Here is a 3,493-nt window from a genome sequence, read left to right as displayed (position 1 = left end):
AGTCGGCGGCGCCGAGACCTGCCCGGCGACCGAAGACCAGCAGATCGGACAGCGAGTTCCCGCCCAGCCGGTTCGATCCGTGCATGCCACCGGAACATTCCCCGGCGGCGAACAGCCCCGGGACTGCCGCAGCGGCGGTGTCGGGGTCGACCTCGATGCCGCCCATCACGTAGTGGCAGGTCGGGCCGACCTCCATGGCCTCGGCGGTGATGTCGACGTCGGCGAGTTCCTTGAACTGGTGGTGCATCGACGGCAGGCGGCGCATGATCTCGTCGGCCGGCATCCGCGAGGCGATGTCGAGGAAGACTCCGCCGTGCGGAGTCCCCCGGCCGTCCTTGACCTCGGAGTTGATGGCGCGGGCGACCTCGTCGCGCGGGAGCAGGTCGGGCGTGCGGCGATTGTTCTCCTGGTCCTCGTACCAGCGGTCGGCCTCCTCCTCGGTCTCCGCGTACTGGCCTTTGAACACCGGCGGGATGTAGGAGAACATGAACCGCTCTCCCTCGGAGTTCTTCAGCACTCCGCCGTCGCCGCGCACACCCTCGGTGACGAGGATGCCCTTCACGCTCGGCGGCCAGATCATCCCCGTCGGGTGGAACTGGACGAACTCCATGTTGATCAGGGTGGCGCCGGCACGCAGGGCGAGGGCGTGACCGTCGCCCGTGTACTCCCACGAGTTCGAGGTGACCTTCCACGACTTGCCGATACCACCGGTGGCGATGACGACCGCGGGCGCCTCGAACAACACGAAACGCCCGGTCTCGCGCCAGTATCCGAACGCGCCGGCGATGCGTCCCTCGTCGTCCTTCAGCAGTTCGGTGATGGTGCATTCGGCGAAGACCCGCACCCGGGCCTCGTAGTCGCCGTGCTCGGCGTGGTCCTCCTGCTGCAGCGACACGATCTTCTGCTGCATCGTGCGGATGAGTTCGAGTCCGGTGCGATCGCCGACGTGGGCGAGTCGCGGATAGGTGTGGCCGCCGAAGTTGCGCTGGCTGATCCGTCCGTCGGGGGTGCGGTCGAACAGTGCTCCGTAGGTCTCCAGCTCCCACACGCGGTCGGGGGCCTCGCGGGCGTGCAGTTCGGCCATCCGCCAGTTGTTGAGGAACTTGCCGCCGCGCATCGTGTCCTGGAAGTGCACCTGCCAGGAGTCGCGGGGGTTGGCGTTGCCCATCGCGGCGGCGCATCCGCCTTCGGCCATCACGGTGTGGGCTTTGCCGAACAGCGACTTGCACACCACGGCGACGGAGAAGCCGCGTTGCCGCGCCTCGATCACCGCGCGTAGCCCGGCGCCGCCTGCTCCGATCACCACGACGTCGACCTTGTGCCGTTCGACATCCACCATCCGTGTTTCCCCTCCTCCGGTGCGGCCGGTGTCGTGCCGTGCGCGTCAGCCGATGAACCGCAGATCGGCGATGGTGTCGCTCGCCACGAGCATGATGTAGAAGTCCGTGAGGATCAGGGTTCCCAGTGTGATCCACGCGAACTGCATGTGCCTGGTGTTGAGTTTCGAGACGAACGTCCAGATCCGGTAGCGCACGGGGTGTTTCGAGAAGTGCCGCAGCCGGCCGCCGGTGACGTGCCGGCAGGAGTGACACGACAACGTGTAGCCCCAGAGCAGCACGACGTTGATCAGCAGGATCAGGTTGCCGAGTCCGATGCCGAACCCGCTCGGACCGCGGAAGGACAGGACGACGTCGTAGGTGTTGATCAGCGACACCACGAAGCCGGCGTAGAAGAAGTAGCGGTGCGAGTTCTGCAGGATCAGCGGGAACCGCGTCTCCCCGGTGTAGTGCCGGTGCGGTTCGGCGACCGCGCACGCGGGCGGCGACAACCAGAACGATCGGTAGTAGGCCTTGCGGTAGTAGTAGCAGGTCAGCCGGAAGCCGAGGAGGAACGGCAGCGACAGGAAGGCGAGCGGGATCCACATCGGGAGTTCGCCGACCCACGTGCCGAAATGGCGGGCGCCGTCCACGCAGGACGCGCTCACGCACGGCGAATAGAACGGTGTGAGGTAGTGGTAGTCCTCGACGTAGTAGGCGCTGCGCACGAAAGAACGGATCGTCGCGTACACCACGAACACACCGAGACCGAGAACGGTGAGTGCGGGTGTCTGCCACCAGCGGTCGATCCGCAGCGTCCGCGCGGTGATCCGTGCGCGGCCCTCGGATCGGACGCCGGTGGCCGGCTCACCGCGCGCCGCCGGCGTCGCCTCGGAGGTGCTCACCGCGAGCCGTGCAGCCCGCCGAGACCTTCGTCGTCCGTATCCGTTCCGCGGAACAACGAGTCGTCGTACGGCGTATCGGGAATCGGGATGCGTTCACCGAGGCTGTTGACGACCTCGCGCGGAGGATGTTCGGCGAAGTCGCGTATGTCGATGTCGAGACGTTCGACGTCGTTCGACAGCCTCTTCACCGGGGCTGCGTCCCCGTAGCGCGATCGTAGGGATCCGAGGCATTGGCGCAGGTGGGCGGCGGTGCGCTGAAGTTCCTGCAATTCGCTGATGGACATCCGTACCTCCGGGCCGAGCGGTCGACATGTCCCTTCCGTAGCGGGTATCGGCATGTCGCGCCGGCCGACACGATGGGAACAGGCCAGTTGCAATGTGGCATCCATCACAGTACAGCGGAAGATCCGCCCGCACGCCGTTTCGTCGGGAGCGGCAGATCCGACCACCGAGAGGCACGGGTGGCGAAGACGCGGGCGTCGAGAGCACCGCTGCCGGCCGGGATCCTGCCCACGACGGGGACGCCGGTGACGTCGGGGAGGTCGTCGAGATTGCACTGCTCCGCCAGATCCGGTGCAGCAGGCCAGGATCCGATGATGACCCCCGGACATTCGATCCCCGCCGATCGGAGCGCGGCCACGGTGAGCGCGGTGTGGTTGAGCGTGCCCAGTCCGGCGGCGGCGACGATCACCGCCGGCGCTCCGAGCGCGGCCGCGACGTCGGCGAGAGTGAAACCGCCCGCGCCGAGCCGGACGAGCAGACCTCCCGCCCCCTCGACCAGGGTGAGGTCGTACTCGGCGTCGAGAATCCGGACGGTGTCGACGATCTCCTCGAGGGTGAGCATCGGGCGTCCGCTGCGCCGCGCGGCGGTATCCGGTGCGAGCGGATCCGGATACCGCGCGAGTTCGACGAGCCGGACACGGTCCCCGGCCAGTCGCCGGATCTCCTGCAGGTCGCCCGGCCCGTCGTCCGTCACGCCCGTCTGGGCGGGTTTGCACACCGCGACCCGCAGTCCCGCGGCCACGGCGTTCGCGGCGAGTGCCGCGGTCGCGACGGTCTTGCCCACATCGGTCGACGTGCCGGTGACGACGAGGATGCTCACGCCCGGGCTCCCGCGAGGACGTCGGTGAGCACCTCGTCGACGAGGGCGCGTTCGTCGTCGGTGAGGTTCGCGCGTGCCGTCAGGCGCAGCCGCGAGGTACCGGCCGGAACCGAGGGCGGCCGGAAGCAGCCGACGTGCACGCCGCGGTCGCGGCACCGCGCCGCGGCGTC

General features: G+C 68.3%; 4 protein-coding genes and 1 pseudogene. All 5 read right to left on the bottom strand.

Annotated features, from left to right (window positions below; genetic code table 11):
- Nucleotides 1-1,339, bottom strand: a 1,339-nt coding sequence (locus ACLBYD_RS11640; RefSeq protein ID WP_447816552.1) for a fumarate reductase/succinate dehydrogenase flavoprotein subunit, incomplete at its 3' end; no start/stop codon positions are given.
- Between the two features lie 45 nt (nucleotides 1,340-1,384).
- Nucleotides 1,385-2,221, bottom strand: coding sequence for a hypothetical protein (locus ACLBYD_RS11635; protein WP_447816551.1), 837 nt, complete (start codon nucleotides 2,219-2,221; stop codon nucleotides 1,385-1,387).
- The gene (locus ACLBYD_RS11630) at nucleotides 2,218-2,505 is read right to left on the bottom strand and encodes a hypothetical protein (RefSeq protein WP_016694393.1); all 288 of its coding nucleotides are present in this window, start codon (nucleotides 2,503-2,505) and stop codon (nucleotides 2,218-2,220) included. Before ACLBYD_RS11630 ends, ACLBYD_RS11635 begins: the two co-directional genes overlap by 4 nt.
- Nucleotides 2,506-2,609: 104 nt before the next feature.
- Nucleotides 2,610-3,323, bottom strand: a complete 714-nt coding sequence (gene bioD, locus ACLBYD_RS11625) for a dethiobiotin synthase (protein ID WP_447816550.1) — start codon at nucleotides 3,321-3,323, stop codon at nucleotides 2,610-2,612.
- A pseudogene (locus ACLBYD_RS11620) lies at nucleotides 3,320-3,493 on the bottom strand (8-amino-7-oxononanoate synthase); the annotation flags it as partial. The pseudogene ACLBYD_RS11620 and the gene bioD, both read right to left, overlap by 4 nt.

The sequence above is a fragment of the Rhodococcus sp. C26F genome (assembly GCF_053345925.1).
The sequence above is the reverse complement of the archived record's forward strand: the minus strand, read 5'-3'. Positions and strand labels throughout refer to the sequence as shown.